We start from the raw sequence: 17,878 nt of genomic DNA, 5'->3' as shown, positions 1-17,878 counted from the left end.
GATTCAGCACGTTATGCGCCGACAGCGCTGGCCTGCGGTGACGCGACGTCGGCTCGCCCCGCTGAACAAGCCTCAAAGCCCGCGAACCGCAGCACGCCGAAACGTGGGTTCGGCGCGCCCGCGGCAGCGTGCGGGCCGCCACCACACCGGAAGCGGTCTTCAGCCGGCGTCGGTCTGGGATCAGGAGGCGTCGTCGGCGGCGCGGAGGGGGACCACGGTGGCGCGGCCGGCGGAGTCGCGGAGGGAGCGGAGAAGGGGGACGATCTTGTCGCGGCGGACCGGGCGGCAGAAGTGGTAGCCCTGTCCGGAGTCGCAGCCGAGGCTGACCAGGGCGGCACGCTGGTCGGCGGTCTCGACGCCCTCGGCGACGACGCGGGCGTTGATCCGGCGGCCGAGTTCGACGGTGGCGCGGATGACCGCGGTGGCGCGGGTGGAGCCGGCCATGTCGCGGACGAAGGAGCGGTCCACCTTGAGTTCGTCGACCGGGATCCGGGTGATGAAGCTGAGCGACGAGAACCCGGTGCCGAAGTCGTCCAGCGACAGTTGGACGCCCAGTTCGCGCAGGCCGTCGATGACGTCGTCGACCGCGCCGGTGCGGCTCATCGCGACCGTCTCGGTGATCTCCAGGACCAGCAGATGCGGCGGTACGTGGTGGCGGCGCAGCAGCGCGCCGACCTCACCGGGCAGCCGCGGGTCGTGCAGGTTGCGCGCGGACAGGTTCACCGAGATCGGCACGTCCAGGCCCTGTGCGCGCCACTCACCGGCGGTGGCCAGCGCCTGGTCCAGGACGTAGCCGGTGAACCGGGCCAGCAGCTCGCTCTCCTCGACCGCGCGGACGAAGTCGGCCGGGGTGAGCAGGCCGCGCCGCGGGTGCTGCCAGCGGATCAGCGCCTCGACGCCGGTGGGCGCGCCGGTGGCCAGGTCGACCGCGGGCTGCATGTCCAGAACCAGCTGGTCGTCGGCGGCGAGCGCGGCCCGCATCTCGGCCAGCAGCGACAGGTGGTCGACCGTGGCGGAGTCGGCGGCGCTGTCGTACGCCGCGATCCGCGCGCTCGCCGCCTTGGCCCGGTACATCGCGTGCTCGGCCTGCCGGACCCGCTCGGCCATGTCGGCCGCGCCGGCCGGGCTCACCGCGACACCGACCGTGACCTCGACGGACATCGGCACGTCGCAGACCTCGATCGGCTCGGACAGCCGCTCCGCGATCTGCCGGGCGCGGCGCAGCAGCGGCGGCTCGGCCGGGGCCGGCGGCGCCTCGTGCGGCGTCTCCGGCGCGACCGCGATCATCGGCCGGGGCGGCGGGACCGCGCGGTACGCCCGGGGCCCGTCCGCCGCGGTCAGCAGCAGCGCGAACTCGTCGCCGTCCAGCCGGGCCAGCAGCTCACCGGGCCGGGCCAGCGAGATCAGCCGGTCGGACAGCGCGCGGAGCAGCGCGTCACCGGCCGCGTGGCCCATCGCCTCGTTGACCCGCTTGAGCCGGTCCACGTCGAACAGCAGCAGCGCGGCCGGCGCGTCCCGGTCCAGTTCGCTCAGTGCCGTGTCGCCCTCGGCGAGCAGCGCGACCCGGTTGGTCAGCTCGGTGAGCGGATCGTGGGCGGCCTGGTAGACGGCTTGTTCGGTGAGATCGTGAACCTGGGCGGTGATTGCCGCGTTTCCCAGGGCGAGAGCGAGCGCGTCACCGTACGCGGAGAGCACCGCCTCGTTCGCGGACGCGGCCCCGGCCGGCGCCGGGAAGTGCACGCGGATCTCGCCGAGCCGGCGCTCGGCGGCGACGAGCGAGCGGGCGATCAACGAGCGGGCGACGAGCGTGTCGGCTGGATCGGAGGGTTCGTTGGCCGGAGGAGCGGCGACCACCAGTCCGTCGTGGCCGGCGGTGTACCGATTCACGCCGGTCGGCGTGACCACGTCCACCTCGACTCGCTCCGCGCCGAACAGGTCCAGCGCGCCCTCCGCGCCCGCGGTCGCCACGGCGCGCTGGTCGGGGCCGGCGAGCGCGCCGGTGGCCGAGGCGAACGTGATCCAGGTGCGCCGGTCCTCCTCGTGGCGCAGGCGCTGCCCGTACCCCCGGTGGATGAACCACAGCGCCGGCACCAGGAAGAACAGCCAGCGCGGGTCCACCTCGATCACCGCGACGAAGGAGAGGCCGACCAGCACGTTGCCGGTGAAGAGCGGCAGCTTGGCGCGGAGTGCGGGCCAGGCGAGCACCACGATCGACAGACCCTGCCGCACCGCGAGCGCCAGCACGGCGGCCGCGGCGGACCCGGCCACCAGGGACGCTCCGGCGTGCACGGCGTCGGCGCTCACCCGGTGCGGGTGGCCGGCGGAGAGCACGGTCCAGGCGAGCACCGCGCCGGCGGCGGTGGCCGCGGGCAGCCACTGCGCGGGCAGCAGGTGCAGACCGACGATCAGCGCGGCCTCGCCCCAGGTGAGGCTGACCGCGCCGGTGGCGACCTGGACCCGGACGCGGGCGAGCTGCCCGCAGGCGACGAGACCGGCGACGACGGCCCAGCGGATCGGCCAGGGCAGGCCGGTGAGCCCGCCGGAGACCGGGAGCAGCAGCCCCAGCAGCGCCGCCGCCAGTGCGACCGCGAGGACGGAGGCGTGCAGCGCACGGACCGCACCACCCACTGTGGAGTGGTTGGCGGTGCTTTGGCGATCACTCGTCGTAGACATCGGCGACCGCCCCCTTTCCGCGCAGGGTCCGGAGGTGATTACACCCCCCGGCGGAAGGCTAGGCCAATCGTGGAGCGCGCAACAGGGGTTGACGCCCCGGCCACAGTGCGGATCCGGCCACAGAGGCTGGTCAGCGTCGCGTGCTCAATTCTTGGGAGCGCTTCCGCTCTCTTCCTTCGCCTCGGCCTCGGCCGGCGGATCTGTCGGATCGAGGACTTTCTCCTCGCCGTCCTTCTCCGTCCGCACCGGACCGGCCGTGGGCGGCGGGAACGAGTCGGGCAGCCGGCGAAGCCGCTTGTTCATGCTCCTGATCAGGAACACGGTCGCGATCGCCAGCAGCACGATGATGAGCAGGCCCAGCGGCCCGGTCAGGCCACCCGTGCGCGTGTCACCGAAGTTGTTCTGCGCGAGCACGTCCAGGCCATGCTGCGCGCGCGCGTCGAGACCATCGGTCACCATCACGCCGCCTCCTCGTTCTCACCGCCCACGGTACGCCGGTCGGATCAGCGCACCGTCACCGAGTCTCGGATCCCGGCGAACAGGTCGGTCTCCGGCAGCACGCTGTCGACCAGCGACCGGGCCAGCTCGAAGTCCTCGGTCGGCCACACCTTGAGCTGCAGCTCCCGCGGCACCTGGAACCAGAAACCGTCCGGGTCGACCTGGGTGGCGTGCGCCCGCAGCGCGTCGTCGCGGACGTCGAAGTACTCGCCGCACGGCACCCGCGTGGTGATCTTGTCGCCGCGGTCCCGGCTCTCGTCCCACTTCTCGATCCACTCCACGTACGGCGACGTCAGCCCCTCGGCCAGCATCGCCTCGTGCAGCGCGAACACGCGGTCCCTGGAGAACCCGGAGTTGTAGTAGAGCTTCAGCGGCTGCCACGGCTCACCGGCGGCCGGGAACCGGTCCGGGTCACCGGCCGCCTCGAACGCGGCCACCGACACCTTGTGGGTCATGATGTGGTCCGGGTGCGGGTAGCCGCCGTTCTCGTCGTACGTGGTGATCACGTGCGGGCGGAACTCGCGGATCAGCTTGACCAGCGGCTCCGCGGCCACCTCCGGGTCCATCAGGCCGAAGCAGCCCTCCGGCAGCGGCGGCAGCGGGTCGCCCTCCGGCAGGCCGGAGTCGACGTAGCCCAGCCAGGCCTGCTCGACGCCGAGGATCTCGCGCGCCGCGTCCATCTCCTTGCGCCGGATGTTGGCGATGTCCGCCCAGACCTCCGGCCGGTCCAGCTTCGGGTTCAGCACGCTGCCGCGCTCGCCGCCCGTACAGGTCACCACCAGCACGGAGACGCCTTCCGCGATGTATTTCGCACTCGACGCGGCGCCCTTGCTCGACTCGTCGTCGGGGTGGGCGTGCACCGCCATCAGACGCAACTGCTCAGCCAACGCTGACTCTCCCTCGTGACCTGCCGGTACATTCGTCCCCGCATGCTGCGAGAATGCACCGGACACATTCTGGCCGACCGGCCCCGACGTACCCAACCGCAGGAGTGTGGCACCGGTGACCGAGACCCACGCGACAACGCCTGCGGCGGCTCCGGTGTTCCCCCCGGGCCGATACGGCCGACGGCGTGAGCAGCACCGACGCCGTCCTTGGCTGGTCGTGGCCGCGGTCTCGGCGGTGCTGGTGATCGGCATCATGATCGCGTACAGCGAATATCAGAAGTACGGCGATCCGGCGTACGACGCCGAGGTCATCAGTTACACGGACATCACGGACACCGGGATCGTCGTGCACTTCCGGGTGAACGTGCCGGCGGACGGTTCCGCGACCTGCGGCGTGCGCGCGCGCAACCGGGCCGGCGCCACGGTGGGGTCCGAGGAGGTCCGGGTGAACGGCGTCGCGGGCGGCGAACCGGTCACCGTCGATCACCGGCTGAACACCAGCGAGCGACCGTTCATCGGCGAAGTCCTCCACTGTCGCGCTAACTGAGAAAAGCGCTCACGATCACTAGCCGTGAAACTCGGTAGTGAAATGGGTTGTCTCCCACTGGTAAGTTGGTAGTTCGACCCTGTTCGCCGCAAGCCATATGAGGAGATCGTCTGTGTCCACGACCTGGCTTTCCCAGGACGCGTACGACCGGCTGCAGGCCGAGCTCGACCAGCTGATCGCGGCGCGCCCCGTCATCGCAGCGGAGATCAACGAGCGGCGCGAGGAAGGTGACCTGCGGGAGAACGGCGGTTATCACGCCGCCCGCGAGGAGCAGGCCAAGCAGGAGCACCGCATCTCGTACCTCAAGGAGCTGCTCCGCGACGCGCAGGTGGGCGAGGCGCCCACCGCCGACAAGGTCTCGCCCGGCATGGTCGTCACCATCTACTTCGACGACGACAAGGACGACACCGAGACGTTCCTGCTCGGGTCCCGCGAGATCTCCGCGACCACGGACTACACCGTCTACAGTCCGGAGTCCGCGCTCGGCAAGTCGATCCTCGGCGCGTCCGGCGGCCAGACCTGCACCTACACGGCCCCGAGCGGTGCCGACATAAAGGTCACCGTCGTCAGGTTCGAGCCCTTCGCCGGGTAGCCGGTCCTCGCTCCGCTCGGACGGCTCGGGCGCTCTCGGGCGTCGACCTTCGGCCGATTTTCCGCAGGCGAAGTGCGTGCCTGCGGAAAATCGGCCTCAGGACAACGCCGCGCCCTCACGGGGTGGGTCGCGTCGCTCATCGCGCCCTGACGGCTGATCGTGTCGCTCACCGCGGCCCCCACGGCGTGGGTCGTGTCGCTCACCGCGGCCCCTCACGGCGTGGGTCGTGTCGCTCATCGCCGGCCCCACGGCGTGGGTCGTGTCGCTCACCGCGGCCCCCACGGCGTGGGTCGTGTCGCTCATCGCGCCCTCACGGCTGGTCGCGTCGCTCGTCGCCCTGCGCGAGGCGGACGGAGTAGCCGTTCTCGCGCAGGGCGCGCAGCAGCGCCTCGCTGTGCCCGGAGCCGCGGGTCTCGACCGAGAGCGCCACCTCGACCTCGCCGATCCGCAGCCGCGGGTTGTGCCGCAGGTGCTCGACGTCGACGATGTTCGCCTGCAGCTGCGCGATGCGGGAGAGCAGCTCGGCCAGCTGACCCGGCCGGTCCCCGCACCGCACGGCGAACCGCAGGTAGCGCCCGGCCGCGGCCAGGCCGTGCTCGATCAGCCGGAGCAGCAGCAGCGGATCGATGTTCCCGCCGGACAGCACGGCCACCACCGGGCCGTCGCCGACCTCGATCGCGCCGGCCAGCAGCGCGGCCACGCCGACCGCACCGGCCGGCTCCACCACCATCTTGCCGCGCTCCAGCAGCATCACCAGCGCCCGCGAGATGTCCTCGTCGGAGACCGTCACCACGTCGTCGCACAGTTTGGACACGTGCCGGAACGTCACCTCGCCGGGGCAGCCGACCGCGATCCCGTCCGCGATCGTGCCGATGCTGGACAGCCGCACCGGCGAGCCCGCGGCCAGTGACGGCGGGAACGCGGCGGCACCGGCCGCCTGCACGCCGATCACCCGCACGTCCGGCCGCAGCGCCTTCGTGGCGACCGCCAGCCCGGAGATCAGGCCGCCGCCGCCCACCCCGGTGACGATCGTGCGCACGTCCGGGCACTGCTCCAGGATCTCCAGCGCCACCGTGCCCTGCCCGGCGATCACGTGCGGGTGGTCGAACGGGTGGATGAACATCGCGCCGGTCTCCTCGGCGAACTCCTGCGCCGCGACCAGCGCCTCGTCCACGGTCGAGCCGCGGAACTCGACCGCGGCGCCGTAGTTGCGGGTCGCCGCGACCTTCGGCAGCGGCGCGCCGACCGGCATGAACACGGTCGACGGGATGCCGAGCAGGCTCGCCGCGAGCGCCACGCCCTGCGCGTGGTTGCCGGCGCTGGCCGCGACCACGCCTCGGTCGCGCTCCGCGGCGGAGAGCCGGGAGATGCGCACGTACGCGCCGCGCACCTTGTAGGACCCGGCGCGCTGCAGGTTCTCGCACTTCAGCCACGTGGGCACGCCGAGCAGCGCGGAGAGCGGCCGGGACGGCTCCAGCGGCGTGGTGCGCACCACGCCGCTGATCAGCTCTCGGGCCGCCTCGACGTCCGGCAGCGAAACGAGATCGTCCATGCCCGCATCGTCCCACCCGCGGACGGTCCGCCGCCCGGAAGAGGTGGGACTACCGCACTGCGGGAAAGACCGACGGCGCGTGCCGCTGCCAGGGCGCGGCCAGCTCGAACTGCCCGGCGACCGCGAGCAGCGTCATCTCCGAACCGGGCGGGCCGACCAGCTGCACGGTCAGCGGCAGCCCGTCCGGGCGCAGGCCGACCGGCACCACCAGCGCGGGCAGCGCGGCCAGGTTCCACGGCGCGGAGAACGGCGCGTACCGCATACAGGCGCGCATGTTGGCCGCCCAGGACCGCTGCGCCCAGCCGTCCGCCGCGGGCGGTGTGGCGGCCAGCGCCGGCGTGACCAGCAGGTCGAACCCGTTGTCGCCGAAGAACGCGATCGAACGGGTGCGGAACGCCTCGCGATCGGCCTCCCGCACGTACCCTCGGCGCAGTGCGATCTTCCCGAGCCGGGCGTGGATGCGGTGGCGACGCTGCAGCGTCCCGAGCGGGAGACCGCCCTCCTCCGCCTTCTGCGCGGCGTCGGCGAACCAGGTGGCGAGGCCGCGCGCGCCGAGCGAGACCGGGTAGACCGGGTCCCGGGCGACCGCGGTGTGCCCGGCGGCCAGCAGCAGGCGGGAGGCGGCCGTGACCGCGTCCCGGTTCGGTGCGTCGGCCCGGATGCCGGACACGGGTGACCGGGTGGAGACCGCGATCCGCAGGTGCGACGGCTCCACCAGCTTCGCCGACTCGCGGCCGGCCAGCACCGCGAAGCCGATCGCCGCGTCCGCGACCGTGGTGGTCAGCAGGCCGTGCTCGCCCATGCCGAAGAAGCCGGTCGCGCCGGCCGGCGGCGGCACCACGCCGCGGCCCGGCTTCAGCCCCACCAGCCCGCAGCACGCGGCCGGGATCCGGATCGAGCCGAACCCGTCGTTGCCGTGTGCGATCGGCACCAGCCCGGCCGCGACCGCGGCCGCGGCGCCACCGGACGAGCCACCCGGCGTGCGGGTCAGGTCCCAGGGGTTGCGGGTCGGCCCGTCCTCGTCATCGGTCACCGCGAAGACGCCCAGCTCCGGCATGCGGGAGGTGGCGACCACGACCGCGCCCGCGCCGCGCAGCCGGCGGACCACCTCGTGGTCCTCCTCCGCGATCGGGCCGCGCGCCGCCGCCGAGCCGTGCCAGGTGGGCAGGCCGGCGATCGCGGTGTTCTCCTTCACCGCGACCGGCACCCCGGCCAGCGGAAGGCGGGTGAGATCGTGCTGCTCGTCGACCTTCTCCGCCTCGGTGGCCGCCTCGCCGCCGCGCACCACGCGAAACGCGCCGATCAGCGGCTCGCGCGCGGTGATGTGCTCGAGGTGGTCGGCGACGACCTGGGTGGCGGACGTGTCACCACGGCGGACGCCCCGGGCGATCTGCTTCGCCGTGGCACCCACCCAGTTGGGCACCGGCTCCGTCATGACCCCTCCCCAGTGTGTGGGGCCCTGAACGCCAGGGCCCCGATGTCGATCAGCGCAGAGCCGCTTCGAGATCCGCGAGAAGATCGTCGACGGTTTCGATGCCGACCGACAGTCGCACGAGATCGGCGGGAACTTCAAGCGGGGATCCGGCCGTGCTCGCGTGGGTCATCCGGCCGGGGTGCTCGATCAGCGACTCCACGCCGCCCAGCGACTCGGCGAGCACGAACAGCTTGGTGCTGTTGCAGATGCGCTCCGCCGCCTCCGGGCCACCCGCCGCACGGAACGAGATCATCCCGCCGTACCGGCGCATCTGCTTCGCGGCCACGTCGTGGCCCGGGTGCGACTCCAGGCCGGGGTAGATGACCTCGGAGACCGCGGACTGCCGGGTGAGGTACTCGGCGATCTTCTCCGCGTTGTCGCAGTGCCGGTCCATCCGGACGCCGAGCGTCTTGATGCCGCGCAGCGTCAGCCACGCGTCGAACGGGCCGTTGATCGCGCCCATCGCGTTCTGGTGGAAGCCGATCTGCTCGGTCAGCTCCTCGTCGCTGACGATCAGCGCGCCGCCGATCACGTCGGAGTGCCCACCGATGTACTTCGTGGTCGAGTGGACGACCACGTCCGCGCCGAGCGCGAGCGGCTGCTGAAGGTACGGCGAGGCGAACGTGTTGTCCACCACCAGCACCGCCTCCCGCTCGTGCGCGATGCCGGCGAGCACCGCGATGTCCACGATCGACAGCAGCGGGTTCGTCGGCGTCTCCACCCAGATCATCCGGGTGTGCGGCGTCATCGCGGTGCGGACCATGTCCACGTCCGTGAGGTCGACCGCGGACCAGCTCACGCCCCACCGCTCCGCGACCTTGGCGAAGAGCCGGAACGTGCCGCCGTACGCGTCGTCCGGGATGATCACGTGGTCGCCCGGCCGCAGCACGGCGCGGAGCAGCGTGTCCTCGGCCGCGAGCCCGCTGGCGAACGCGAACGCCCGGCGCCCGCCCTCGATCGCGGCCAGGCACTCCTGCAGCGCGTCCCGCGTGGGGTTGCCGGACCGCGAGTATTCGTAGCCGAGCCGGGGTGAGCCGACGGCGTCCTGCGCGTATGTGCTGGTCTGAAAGATCGGGGGCACCACCGCACCGGTGCGTGCCTCCGGGTCCTGGCCCGCGTGGATCGCGAGCGTTTCGAAGCCGTGCGTCATTCGGCTAACGCTAGTCTGCCCGGATGGCGGACTGTGTCTTCTGTGCGATCGTGGCGGGCACGACACCCGCTACCGTGGTAGCGGACACCCCGGACGGGGTCGCGTTCCTGGACACCCGTCCGGTCTTCAAGGGGCACGTGCTGGTGGTGCCGCGCCCGCACGTACCCACGCTGCCCGATCTTGATCTTGATCTGCTCGGGCCGTTCTTCGCGCTGGTGCGGCGGCTGTCCGTGGCGGTCGAGGCCGGCCTCGGCGCGGGCGGCACGTTCGTGGCGATGAACAACCGGGTCTCGCAGTCGGTGCCGCACCTGCACGCGCACGTGGTGCCGCGCACCAGGGGCGACGGCCTGCGCGGATTCTTCTGGCCCCGCACGCGCTACTCCTCGCCCGACGAGGCCGCGGCTTACGCCGACAAGATCAAAGACGCTTTGTGACGGTACGTTCCGCAGGTAAGAAACTGGTAAGGATCTTGCGGGGCCCGGTGTTGGATGCTGGTGGAAGCATGAGAGGAGCTCACCGTGTTCTTGCGGTTCAAGAAGCTTGATCTGGTCACCGAGGCACAGGCGATCCCCGGCCGTTCGGTCGCGATGCCGGTGGCCGACCGCCACACCGTCCTGGGCACCTCACTGACCGGCCCCTGGCCGGACAACGCCGAGGTCGCGGTCTTCGGCATGGGCTGTTTCTGGGGCGCCGAGCGCATCTTCTGGCGGCTGCCCGGCGTGATCTCCACGTCCGCCGGCTACGCCGGAGGCTTCACCGAGAACCCCACCTACGAGGAGGTGTGCTCCGGCCTGACCGGCCACACCGAGGCGGTGCAGGTGGTCTACGACCCGGCGAAGATCTCCTTCGAGACGATCCTGAAGGCGTTCTGGGAGAACCACGACCCGACCCAGGGCATGCGCCAGGGCAACGACGTCGGCACCCAGTACCGCTCCGCGATCTACACCACCACCGACGCCCAGCTGACCACGGCCGCCGCGTCCCGGGAGGCCTTCGCCCCGGTGGTCGCCCAGGCCGGCCTCGGCGACATCACCACCGAAATCGCGCCGCTCACGCACTACTACTTCGCCGAGGACTACCACCAGCAGTACCTGTCCGACGCCAAGAACCCCAACGGCTACTGCAACCACGGCCCCAACGGCCTGTCCTGCCCGATCGGCGTCGGCAACATGCCGGCCCAGACCTCCATCGAGGCCCCGGGCGCCCGCTGATCTCCACCGATCACTCGGTGATCTTGGGATGAGCTGGGCCCGCCGCGACCAGCCACACGATGCGACGCTCCGGATCAGGGCAGTACCAGATACGGCCACCTGCCGTAACCTCGTATTGCCACTGCTCAAGACGCCTCCCACCGATGTCACGGTGGGAGAGCGGTCCGAAGAGTCGATGCTGCCGCGCCGGATTCACCGGCGCGGCAGGTCGTTCAGTAAGGACTATCCACGCCTCCCACGTGTTCGATCTGGCGGTCTGGCACAGGCTTTCCCAACCCTTCGCCGCCTCGGAGGTGGCGAACCGCGCCTCCCATCCGCCGGGCTTCCCCGGCGGCGCCACTCGGTCACCTCGCTTAGCGCTCATCGGAGTCGCACTCCACCGGAACCGGAACGGGCCCGAGATCATCGCTCAGCGGGCCACTCAGCTGGCGAAGAAGATCCGGGTCGGCGTAGACTGCGGCAGTCGCCTTCCAGCCCCGCAGAAGCTCAGCCAGCACCGACCACTGCCCCAGCTCAGCGGAGATCCGCGCGGCCTTGACGAACTCGGCGACGAATTGGTTCACCGCATCGGCCGGAAGCAGGCTCAGCCAGGGGAACTCGTCACTCAGAGCCACCGCGGCCGTCTCCACGGGGACATGTGCGATGAGATTTCGCAACATCCGCACCGTGGCGATGGCGCCTTCTCCCGAGGCTGCAGCCCGGTCCTCCCGGGTCAGCAGCAGGTCAGCGCCGTCCCGTCGACGCACCCGGACGTCGCCCGCGTCCGCCAGGGCCGCAACTGATTTGGGATCGCGCTGCAGCTCGCTCCACTGCACTTCCTTGGTCTCCACACCCCAATTCTGAACTTATTCAGAACTCGATGCAAGGGGCTGTCATCAGCCTCAGCGTTGGGGCACATATCGCCAGCCCCGGCCCCAACGGCCTGTCCTGCCCGATCGGCGTCGGCAACATGCCGGCCCAGACCTCCATCGAGGCCCCGGGCACCCGCTGATCCGTTGCAGCGCCCCTTCCTGTGTACGTACACTCGTCCGTACACAGGAAGGGGATGGCCATGACCATCGCCGCGTCCGCCCGCTTCGAGTTCCGGCTTCGCCCCGAGGCGAAGAGGCGCATCGAGGAGGCCGCCGAGCTGGTGCACGAGAGCACCTCCGACTTCGCCCGCACGGCGGCGGAAGAGCGCGCTGATCAGGTTCTGCACCAGCACTCGATCGCCACCGTCGTGCCGGCCGACTTCTTCGAGGAACTGCTGCGGGCGCTCGATGCTCAGCCGCGCCCGAACGCCGCACTACAGCGGGCCGCACGACGCGCTCGTGACGTCGTCGAGCGGCGGTGACGCTCGCGGCCTTCATCGGGGAAGCGCTGAACGAGCAGCATGAAACCGCACATTTCGACAGCGGCAAGGCCGACCTCGACACATGGTTGCGAGAACACGCCCTGACCGCCGAGGCTCACCGCACCGGCCGGACCTTCGTCTGGCAGGACGGCGGCCGGGTCGCCGCGTACTACACGATCGCCGCGCACCTGGTCGTGCGTGAGGACCTGCCCAGGTCGCTCGGGCGCGGAAACCCGGGCCAGATCCCGGCCGTGCTGCTGGCACGACTCGCCCTCGACAAGACGCTGCACGGCCAGGGACTCGGCGGAACCCTGCTCGCGGACGCCCTGCAACGCATCGTCGTCGCCACCGATGTGGTCGCCGCCCGCTTCGTGGTCGTCGACACGATCGATCGCGACGCCCACGGCTTCTACCTCCACCACGGCTTCCGCGAGATCCCCGGCACCATGCGCTTGGTCCAGAAGATCAGCGACATCGCCGCGGCAGTCGGACACTGAACCCGCACGGGGGCACGTATCGTTCAGCCTCGCCCTCACGAACGGCCGTATCCTGGGCAAAGGAGGTGAACCTCGTGCGCCGTTACGCCAAGCCAATCGTGACCGCCGACAGCCTGGCCGAACTGCACGGCCCGTCTGCGGGCTCGGCCTGCCTTCCGGTTCACCTGGACTGGTCCGGCTCTCCCCAATACGACCTCGACGATCCGGCCCGGCTGGTCGACTATTACCGGGCTGTGCTGATCGAGGCAACCAAGCCGGCCGATCTGCACGATTACCTCGATCGAGCGACTTTGATCCGCCTGTGGCCGTCTCTGTGGCTCTCACCGGAAATGCGCAGCACGTGGGAGCAGCGTTTTCCCGAATTGCCCCGCCCGGAGAACGGACGCTTCGCCGCGTAGCCTCCGCCGCATGGACCCATGGCACCGGCGCCTCGCCGAAATCGCACTGGCCGCCGCAGGCGAGAAGCACGGACTCGCGCTGGCCGGCGGTTACGCCGTGCGCGCACATGGCATCGGCGAACGCCCGAGCAGTGACGTCGACCTCTTCATGGATTGGCAGCGTCGGGCCGACTTCCCGGCCGCGGTGGATCTCGTCATCGCAGCGCTGCAGCAAGCGGGATTCACCGTGGTCATAGATGCACAGGCGGAGACATTCGCGCGCGTAATCGTCACCGGCGCCGGCTATCTGGGTGGCCGATCGGACAAGATCGAGATGGCCGCGGACTGGCGATCTCACCCACCCGTGCAACTGGACCTCGGTCCGGTTCTGCATCCGGACGACGCCGTCGCCAACAAGATGGCGGCACTCTACGGTCGCGCGGTCGCACGAGACTTCCTCGACATCCATGCGACCCTCCGCAGCGGTCGCTACACGCGTGAACAACTGCTTCGCCTGGCGGTGAACGCAGATCCCGGCTTTGACCGGATCATGTTCGCGCGAGCGCTCGGCGTGGCGGATCAGATCAGCGAGAAGACGTTCGCCGCCTACGGCACCGATGGCGAGACGATCGCCTCGCTGCGGGAGACGTTCGCCGGTTGGCGGCGGGAGTTGCTGGGTGGTGGGTGATCAGGCGGCTGGGGAGTCGGGGCTCTGGCCGCCGAGGAAGCGGACGCGGAGGCCCATGCGGTGGCCGAGGTTGATGATGTCCTCGCGGCGGGAGAGGCCCAGGACGTAGACGCCGAGGTCGAGGACGACCTCGTCGTCCTTGATCTCGGCGGGGAGGACGCGGGCGTTTACCTCGCCGGCGATCCGGGTGGCCTCGCGGAGCAGGTCGCGGACCTGTGGCGGGGCGCCGGAGAAGGCCAGCTCGTCCTGGGCGGCCTGCTCGGCGGCGGCCGGATCGGGGGCGGATCGGGCGGCGGTACCGCCGTCGTGCTGTTGCTGGAGCAGCGCGTCGACCTGGGCGGTGAGCAGCTCGACCTTGGCCTGCAGCGGGCCCTTGTCCTCCTCCTGCTCGACCGGGGACTGCGCCCGCTGGGTGAGCCCGAACGCCTTCCACAGCGGGTTGCGGTTGTCCTCGTTGGCGTTCCGGGTGGCGAGGATGTGACCGGCGAGCGCCTCGGTCTGCTCGCGCATCTTCCAGTGCGTCAGGCCGCTGTCGTACGTGTAGGTGTTGATGAACGACGTGTCGAACGGCAGCGGCCCGCTCCGGTCGTCGCGGATCAGGCAGATCGGCCGGTCCAGCGCGATCCGGATGCCCAGTTCGAGCATGACGTTCGGGTTGAACGTGGAGAGGTCGCAGAGCACCAGGTCGGAGTGCTCCAGGTTCTTCACGATCTCGGCCAGGATGAGCGTGGACCCGGACGCGGCCGGCGGGATCGGCGTGTAGCCGGCCTCGCGCAGCGCCGGCGAGATCAGGTATTCGAGGACGTGCTTGAAGTGGTCGGCGTCACCGTCGTAGTCGGCGACTCGGTCCGCCGGCGTGCTGATGGGCATCGCGACGAAGCACTTCCGGGTGGTCGACGACAATCCGGCCTCCAGGGCGGAAACGGTACGCAAGACCATGTCACGGTATCGGCCGGGCGCCAACCGGACATCCCTCGCGCGGCCTACGCGTTCCGGGTTCCGGCCGTACCCACCGATATTGATCTTGGTTTGTGGGCAACCGGCCCTGAGCGCGTACGGCGGGCGTGTACTACGGTAGGCGCGATCAGCTCGATGACAGCAAGGACGGTGCGGCGATGTCGGACTTATCCCCCGTCCTGCGCACCTGCCTGTCATGTCACGGCTCCGGTGCCCGCAACCGCCTCCCCTGCATGGCCTGCAAGGGTTCCGGCCTGGTCTGGTGCGAGCCCTCCGACGACGATCTCGTGGACGGCGAGCACCGCGCGGGGCCGGACGAGCGGCGGCTCGATCCGCCGCGCTGAGGACACACGGCATACCAGAAGAGTGAAGTTCGCCGCCCGTTCACATGGGCGGCGTCATCCGGGGGTAGCACTGAGAGATGGTCACCGCGACGCGCTTCCGGCGTAAGTTCGAGGTCATCGACACTGCGGCCGTGGCCGGGTCACCCTTGCCGGCGGCTCCGGCCACCCCGAGCGAGGATGACCGGATGCCGACCAACCTGGTCCTGCAGTACGTGCGCGCACAGCGGGACACGATCCGATGGACCGAGGCCGGCGCCCGGCGCGGCGACGCCGAGGCGGTCCACGACATGCGCGTGGCGATCCGCCGGCTGCGCAGCACGCTCCGCACGTTCCGCGGCCTGTGGGAGGCCGAGCGCGCCGAGTGGCTGCGCACCGAGCTGAAGTGGCTGGCCGACCAGCTCGGCCCGGTCCGGGACGGTCAGGTCATGTCCGAGCGGCTCGCCTCCGCCGTCGAGGCCGAGCCGGCCGAGCTCGTCCGCGGCCCGATCGCCGACCGGCTGCGCGAGGGCCTCGGCGACCGCATCGCGGAGGGCCGCGCCGGTCTGCGCGGCGCGCTCGACGGCGAGCGCTACCGGGTGCTCCTGGGCCGACTGAACGCGCTGGTCGTGACCACGAACGGCAGCTCCTCGTCGTGGCTGCGCAAGCGCACCCGCAAGGCCGTGCGCCGCGCCGACCGAATGCTCGCCGACGCGGTCCGCGACCGGCGGACCACGCCCGGCCCCGAGACGGACACGCGGCTGCACGACGCACGAAAGGCCTACAAGCGCGCGCGGTACGCGGTGGAGGTCACCCGCCCCGCAGCCGGCCGCCCGGCCCGCCGGCTGGCCAAGCGGCTCACCGCGCTGCAGGACGTGCTCGGCGCCCACCAGGACTCGGCGATCACCGGCTCGGTGCTGCTCGAGGCGGCCGGCGCGGCCACGGCCCGGGGCGAGGAGACGTTCACCTACGGCCTGTTGCACGCCCGCCAGGCCGACGCGGGCGAGCGCGCGCTGGACGCGCTGCCGGCCGCCCGCCATCGGGCCGGCAAGTCTTCCGCCCGCTCCTGGCTGAAGTAACGAATCCGCTGGTCAGACCGCGTGATTCAGGTCGCCGGAAAACCGTTGCCGATCACCCCCGGAAGTGGATAACGTAGCCGTACACGTGAGAGGAGGTGGTCCTAGCTTTGTGTAGCAATCGGACTCGTGAGGTGGCTGTCCGCTAGCCGCTGTCCTTGACAGTTGTTTGAACGTCGAGACCGTGTGGCAGCGGTGCGGCGAATACCAGACAGCCACCCAGCCCCCGGGGTTCCGGCCGAGTCCAGCCGGTTCGCGTTCGCGCGAGTGCCCCGGGGGCTGCTTACTCTCTCGCACGTGTGCCCGGAGGACTGTTTACTGTCTCGCGTGAGCGCACGCGAACTGGTCGTCCTCGGCACAGCCAGTCAGGTCCCGACCCGGCACCGAAACCACAACGGTTACCTGCTCCGCTGGGACGACCAGGGGATTCTCTTCGACCCCGGTGAGGGCACCCAGCGGCAGATGCAGGGCGCCGGCGTCTCGGCCGGCGGCATCACCCGCGTCTGCGTCACCCACTTCCACGGCGACCACTGCCTCGGCCTGCCCGGCGTGATCCAGCGGCTCTCGCTCGACCGGGTGCCGCACCCGGTTCCGGTGCACTTCCCGGCCGGTGGCGCCGAATACTTCAACCGTCTGCGGTACGCAAGCTCGTTCTACGAGACCGCGACCGTGCTGCCGGCCCCGGTGACCGACGGCTGGAGCGCGGATCTCGGCGCGTTCACGCTGACCGCCCGCCGCCTCGTGCACTCCGTGGAGGCCTGCGGCTATCAGCTCGTCGAGCCGGACTCCCGGCGGATCGTGCCGGAACTGCTCGCCGCGCACGGCGTCACCGGCCCGGCCGTCGGCGTGCTGCAGCGAACCGGCCGCCTCGATCTCGGCGACGGCCGCGACGTCACGCTCGGCCAGGTCAGCGCGCCGCGCCCGGGCCAGCGATTCGCGTTCGTGATGGACACCGGGCTCTGCGACGCGGTCTTCGCCCTGGCCGACCGCGCGGACCTGCTGTGCATCGAGGCCACGTTCCTGAACGAGGACGCCGCGCTCGCCGCCGAGGTCGGGCACCTCACGGCCGCGCAGGCCGCCCGGGTGGCCCGCGAGTGCGGCGTCCGCCGGCTGGTGCTCACCCACTTCTCCCAGCGGTACGGCCAGGACGAGTACGAGCCGGACGGCCGCTACCTGACCGAGGCGCGGGCCGAGTTCGGCGGCGAGATCGTGCTCGCCCGGGACCTCATGCGGGTGGACGTGCCGCCACGTGTGAGGGTGGACGCATGACCGTGGTGATCAGAGAAGCGACGGACGGGGACCTCGCGGCGATCGGCGCGCTGCATCTCGCCTCCCGGATGACGGCCTACGCCGAGATCATCTCCGCCGAGGCGCTCGCGGACACCACGCCGGACGCGATGGCCGAGTGGTGGCGGGAACGGTACCGATGGGAGCGGGACACGCACCGGTTCATGGTCGCGGAGGACGGCGGCACGGTCGCGGGCTTCACCTACGCCGGCCCCGACGAGACGCCGGACGCCGCGATCCTGCACGCGATCCACGTGGCGCCGGGCCGGATCGGGTCCGGCCTCGGCCGGCGCCTGCTGGCCGACGTGCAGGACTGGTTCGCCTCCCAGCCGGCCTGGACCAGCGCGTCGCTGTGGGTGCTGGAGGGCAACGCGCGCGCCCGCGGCTTCTACGAGCACCACGGCTGGCGGTTCGACGGGACCACCACGGTCGATGCCATCGGCACCGCGATGGTGCCGATGGTCCGTTACCGTCGATCATGGAGCCATCCCCCGGTGACGGCCGGTCAGCGGGAGACGACTCCATCATCGACGGTGCGCGGATGTTGGCAGGGCGAGGGCACGTGACCGTTCGTTGCGGGGGAACCGGTTTCCCACGCACCCTCGCCCGCCGTCCCCATCGCGCCCGGACCGAACGCCTGGCCGGAGGCGTTCGACGATCGGCGGAGGCCTGCCGGTCGCCGGGCCCGATGGGTTCTGTGCGGGACGCCTCGAAGCTGGCGGGGCGACAAGACGTCAACCGCGGGAGGATGCCACTGGC

At 71.1% G+C, this 17,878-nt stretch carries 20 protein-coding genes; 12 read left to right on the top strand and 8 right to left on the bottom strand.

Going from position 1 to position 17,878, the window contains the following annotated elements:
• Positions 1-180: 180 nt before the first annotated feature.
• The 3 genes from J2S43_RS39460 to mca all read right to left on the bottom strand — a co-directional run bounded on the left by J2S43_RS39460 (position 181) and on the right by mca (position 4,058).
• Positions 181-2,628: a putative bifunctional diguanylate cyclase/phosphodiesterase gene (locus J2S43_RS39460; protein WP_306838255.1), complete on the bottom strand. Its 2,448-nt coding sequence runs from the start codon at positions 2,626-2,628 to the stop codon at positions 181-183.
• A 189-nt stretch (positions 2,629-2,817) separates the two neighbouring features.
• Positions 2,818-3,132 (bottom strand): hypothetical protein, encoded by a 315-nt coding sequence (locus tag J2S43_RS39455; protein WP_306838252.1) that lies wholly within the window; start codon positions 3,130-3,132, stop codon positions 2,818-2,820.
• A 44-nt stretch (positions 3,133-3,176) separates the two neighbouring features.
• A complete protein-coding gene (gene mca, locus J2S43_RS39450) occupies positions 3,177-4,058 on the bottom strand; it encodes a mycothiol conjugate amidase Mca (protein ID WP_306838250.1) in 882 nt (293 codons plus the stop codon).
• A gap of 115 nt (positions 4,059-4,173) precedes the next feature.
• Between mca and J2S43_RS39445 the strand changes: the two genes are divergently transcribed.
• On the top strand, positions 4,174-4,605 hold the full coding sequence (locus tag J2S43_RS39445) for a DUF4307 domain-containing protein (protein ID WP_306838248.1): 432 nt from the start codon (positions 4,174-4,176) through the stop codon (positions 4,603-4,605).
• A gap of 112 nt (positions 4,606-4,717) precedes the next feature.
• On the top strand, positions 4,718-5,197 hold the full coding sequence (greA, locus tag J2S43_RS39440) for a transcription elongation factor GreA (RefSeq protein ID WP_306838246.1): 480 nt from the start codon (positions 4,718-4,720) through the stop codon (positions 5,195-5,197).
• Positions 5,198-5,507: 310 nt separating this feature from the next.
• Here greA and ilvA read toward each other — a convergent pair whose 3' ends face one another.
• Genes ilvA through J2S43_RS39425 form a run of 3 tightly spaced genes read right to left on the bottom strand, consistent with a single transcriptional unit; the run spans position 5,508 to position 9,373 of the window.
• Complete coding sequence (gene ilvA, locus J2S43_RS39435) at positions 5,508-6,749, bottom strand: threonine ammonia-lyase (RefSeq protein WP_306838244.1); 1,242 nt, start codon at positions 6,747-6,749, stop codon at positions 5,508-5,510.
• A 49-nt stretch (positions 6,750-6,798) separates the two neighbouring features.
• Positions 6,799-8,184: an amidase gene (locus J2S43_RS39430; RefSeq protein ID WP_306838242.1), complete on the bottom strand. Its 1,386-nt coding sequence runs from the start codon at positions 8,182-8,184 to the stop codon at positions 6,799-6,801.
• A gap of 49 nt (positions 8,185-8,233) precedes the next feature.
• Positions 8,234-9,373, bottom strand: a complete 1,140-nt coding sequence (locus J2S43_RS39425) for a cystathionine gamma-synthase (protein WP_306838240.1) — start codon at positions 9,371-9,373, stop codon at positions 8,234-8,236.
• 23 nt (positions 9,374-9,396) lie between these two features.
• On the opposite strand from J2S43_RS39425, the gene J2S43_RS39420 reads away from it, so the two are divergent.
• Positions 9,397-9,807, top strand: coding sequence for an HIT family protein (locus tag J2S43_RS39420; RefSeq protein WP_306838238.1), 411 nt, complete (start codon positions 9,397-9,399; stop codon positions 9,805-9,807).
• Between the two features lie 84 nt (positions 9,808-9,891).
• A complete protein-coding gene (msrA, locus tag J2S43_RS39415; RefSeq protein ID WP_306838236.1) occupies positions 9,892-10,584 on the top strand; it encodes a peptide-methionine (S)-S-oxide reductase MsrA in 693 nt (230 codons plus the stop codon).
• 353 nt (positions 10,585-10,937) lie between these two features.
• On the opposite strand, the gene J2S43_RS39410 is transcribed toward msrA, so the two are convergent.
• The gene (locus J2S43_RS39410) at positions 10,938-11,414 is read right to left on the bottom strand and encodes a hypothetical protein (protein ID WP_306838234.1); all 477 of its coding nucleotides are present in this window, start codon (positions 11,412-11,414) and stop codon (positions 10,938-10,940) included.
• A 221-nt stretch (positions 11,415-11,635) separates the two neighbouring features.
• On the opposite strand from J2S43_RS39410, the gene J2S43_RS39405 reads away from it, so the two are divergent.
• The 4 genes from J2S43_RS39405 (at position 11,636) to J2S43_RS39390 (ending at position 13,479) form a co-directional block, all read left to right on the top strand.
• The gene (locus J2S43_RS39405) at positions 11,636-11,917 is read left to right on the top strand and encodes a type II toxin-antitoxin system TacA family antitoxin (protein WP_306838232.1); all 282 of its coding nucleotides are present in this window, start codon (positions 11,636-11,638) and stop codon (positions 11,915-11,917) included.
• Positions 11,914-12,414 carry a GNAT family N-acetyltransferase gene (locus J2S43_RS39400; RefSeq protein WP_306838229.1) on the top strand — a complete coding sequence of 167 codons (501 nt, stop codon included), beginning with the start codon at positions 11,914-11,916 and terminating at the stop codon, positions 12,412-12,414. Before J2S43_RS39405 ends, J2S43_RS39400 begins: the two co-directional genes overlap by 4 nt.
• 65 nt (positions 12,415-12,479) lie before the next feature.
• Entirely contained in the window at positions 12,480-12,812 is a 333-nt protein-coding gene (locus J2S43_RS39395) for a hypothetical protein (protein ID WP_306838228.1), read from the top strand.
• A 10-nt stretch (positions 12,813-12,822) separates the two neighbouring features.
• Positions 12,823-13,479, top strand: a complete 657-nt coding sequence (locus J2S43_RS39390; RefSeq protein WP_306838226.1) for a nucleotidyl transferase AbiEii/AbiGii toxin family protein — start codon at positions 12,823-12,825, stop codon at positions 13,477-13,479.
• On the opposite strand, the gene J2S43_RS39385 is transcribed toward J2S43_RS39390, so the two are convergent.
• Positions 13,480-14,412, bottom strand: coding sequence for a hypothetical protein (locus tag J2S43_RS39385; RefSeq protein WP_306838225.1), 933 nt, complete (start codon positions 14,410-14,412; stop codon positions 13,480-13,482).
• A gap of 182 nt (positions 14,413-14,594) precedes the next feature.
• Here J2S43_RS39385 and J2S43_RS39380 point away from each other — a divergent pair, with 182 nt between their 5' ends.
• The 4 genes from J2S43_RS39380 (at position 14,595) to J2S43_RS39365 (ending at position 17,685) form a co-directional block, all read left to right on the top strand.
• Positions 14,595-14,780, top strand: a complete 186-nt coding sequence (locus J2S43_RS39380) for a hypothetical protein (protein WP_306838223.1) — start codon at positions 14,595-14,597, stop codon at positions 14,778-14,780.
• A gap of 185 nt (positions 14,781-14,965) precedes the next feature.
• Positions 14,966-15,835, top strand: a complete 870-nt coding sequence (locus J2S43_RS39375) for a CHAD domain-containing protein (protein ID WP_306838220.1) — start codon at positions 14,966-14,968, stop codon at positions 15,833-15,835.
• A gap of 324 nt (positions 15,836-16,159) precedes the next feature.
• On the top strand, positions 16,160-17,101 hold the full coding sequence (locus J2S43_RS39370) for a ribonuclease Z (protein ID WP_306838218.1): 942 nt from the start codon (positions 16,160-16,162) through the stop codon (positions 17,099-17,101).
• Positions 17,098-17,685 carry a GNAT family N-acetyltransferase gene (locus J2S43_RS39365; RefSeq protein ID WP_306838216.1) on the top strand — a complete coding sequence of 196 codons (588 nt, stop codon included), beginning with the start codon at positions 17,098-17,100 and terminating at the stop codon, positions 17,683-17,685. Before J2S43_RS39370 ends, J2S43_RS39365 begins: the two co-directional genes overlap by 4 nt.
• Positions 17,686-17,878: the final 193 nt, after the last annotated feature.

This window comes from Catenuloplanes nepalensis, assembly GCF_030811575.1.
Classification (GTDB): Bacteria; Actinomycetota; Actinomycetes; order Mycobacteriales; family Micromonosporaceae; genus Catenuloplanes; species Catenuloplanes nepalensis.
This window is presented reverse-complemented; position numbering and strand designations above follow the sequence as displayed.